The sequence below is a fragment of the Streptomyces sp. SM1 genome, from assembly GCF_002910825.1.
Taxonomy (GTDB): Bacteria; Actinomycetota; Actinomycetes; order Streptomycetales; family Streptomycetaceae; genus Streptomyces; species Streptomyces okerensis.
Window position 1 is genome coordinate 1 of record NZ_NEUB01000989.1, and the last position, 1803, is coordinate 1803.

Here is a 1803-nt window from a genome sequence, read left to right on the forward strand (position 1 = left end):
CCTGCGCCCGCCACCACGGCCTGATCGATGCCCTCAACCGGATCGCTGCCGAGCTGGACATGCCGACCCTCGTCGACCTCGGCTACGAGAACGCCGGCGACGGTTTTCGCCACCCGCACAAGAAGCCCGCCGGAGGCGAGCTGACCGAGGCCCAGCAGACCTACAACAAGGTCATCCGCGGCGTCCACGGCGTCTGCGAGCGCGCCAACTCCCTGCTCAAGACCACCTTCAAGGCACTACGCCGGGTCAGCCTCGACCCCAGCCGCATCACGAAGATCGCCGCCGCAGCCCTCGTCCTGCTCCAGCTCGAGTACGACCGCACCATCTGATTAGTCACGCAACGTAATGATCCGTTACTGACAAAGACTCACTCGGACCGCGGCAGCAACTACATGTCGGCCGAGTACGCAGGCGTCCTTCAGGAGCTCGGCTTGCGGAGGTCGGCCGGCCGGACCGGAATCTGTTTCGACAACGCCATGGCCGAATCGTTCTTCGGAGCCCTGAAGAATGAGCGGGTATCGCGCATGAGTTACCCCACTCGCGAGGCAGCCCGACGGGACATCATCAGATACATCGAACTCTGGTACAATCTCAAACGCCTTCATTCGGCAGTGGGTTACCGCCCTCCGCGCGAAGTTCACGCCGCATTGGAGAATTTGCGACTCACCGCATGAATTGACCCCGGTCAGATCCCTGTCCGAAAAACGCGAGGCCCCTCAGGTGAAGGCGCCGGCAATGCCGCAGACCCCGCCCCAGCAGGCCGTTGATGCCGTGGTACGGGCCAGGGTGGGTGAGTTGGTCGGGTTGGAGGGGGCGGCCAGGTGGTGCAGGAAGGCTCGCTCGGCCATGCGTGCGGTCTACGTCGCATAGGGCGCGGGTGGCGACTCCCTGGCGACAAGGCCGGGGGGTGCCGTAGCAGCAGCCGACGCCGGTCAGCGGCGGGCGCGGATCATCACCGTGAGGACCGGTGAGGCCGGTGACGGCTGGCTCTGCTCGATGTCCTCCCAGCCCCACGACTTGTAGAGCGCGTGGACCTTTCCGTCCCTGGCGGCAGGGTTGACCATGAGCGTGACGAACGGTTCGTCGCGGGTGGCGAGGAGGGCGTCGTGGATGCGGCGGGCGGTGCCGGTCTTTCGCCAGGTCGGGCGGACGCCGATCTCCTTCAGGGCCACGGCTGGGCGCTCGGTGTACTTCTCGGCCGGCGTCGGGCTGGTGCGCTGCCAGTAGCGGTCGCCGTGCTCGATGGTGTTGCCGTAGGCGTAGCCGATCGGGTGCCCGTCTGCGTATGCGAGGACGGCCGTGAGCCCGGCTCGGTGCCGTGTCGGTCCAGGCGTTCGCCGAACGCGGTGACGGCGTAGTTCGGCAGGTGGAGGAGTGGGGCGCGTACGTCGGCGTACACGTCGAGGAGGTCGCCGCGGGCGGTGTCGAGGGTGGTGAAGGTGCGCAGTTCGATGGCGGGCGCCGTGGTCATGCGGCCATCCTCCAGGTGGCGGTGTGCTCGGTCCAGGTCTGTGCGGTGGAGCTGCCCGGCGCGGTGGCGCGCAGTGCGGCCCCGAACTCCTGCAGCATGCGCGTGACCCGGGCGTGCTGGGTGGCGGCTTCGGCGGGGACCTACATCGCGGTGGCCGTGGCGGCGTCGGGGTCGCCCTGGGCGAGCTGGGCGTGGGCGAGCCGGGTCGTGGTGATGGCGCGGGACCGGACTATGTGGGGTCGGAGGGCGGACAGGCAGCGGTGGGCGTGGTACTCGGCGGTCGAGTAGTCGCCGAGCGCCAAGTGCGCGGATAGGGCCAGGGAGTCCAACTC

General features: G+C 68.2%; 2 protein-coding genes and 3 pseudogenes. 2 read left to right on the forward strand and 3 right to left on the reverse strand.

From position 1 onward, the window contains the following. Both B9S61_RS34965 and B9S61_RS34970 read left to right on the forward strand, forming a co-directional pair. Positions 1-329: transposase family protein (locus B9S61_RS34965; RefSeq protein WP_146065032.1), on the forward strand; the 329-nt coding region annotated here is incomplete at its 5' end. Positions 330-365: 36 nt separating this feature from the next. Beyond that, positions 366-674: pseudogene (locus tag B9S61_RS34970) on the forward strand (integrase core domain-containing protein); the annotation flags it as partial. 42 nt (positions 675-716) lie between these two features. Here the strand turns inward: B9S61_RS34970 and B9S61_RS42960 are convergent. From B9S61_RS42960 to B9S61_RS34980, 3 genes and pseudogenes are all read right to left on the reverse strand, one after another. Further along, positions 717-848, reverse strand: a complete 132-nt coding sequence (locus tag B9S61_RS42960; protein WP_258040023.1) for a hypothetical protein — start codon at positions 846-848, stop codon at positions 717-719. An 84-nt stretch (positions 849-932) separates the two neighbouring features. Further along, positions 933-1471, reverse strand: a pseudogene (locus B9S61_RS34975) (GNAT family N-acetyltransferase). Then, a pseudogene (locus tag B9S61_RS34980) lies at positions 1468-1803 on the reverse strand (hypothetical protein); the annotation flags it as partial. The pseudogenes B9S61_RS34975 and B9S61_RS34980, both read right to left, overlap by 4 nt.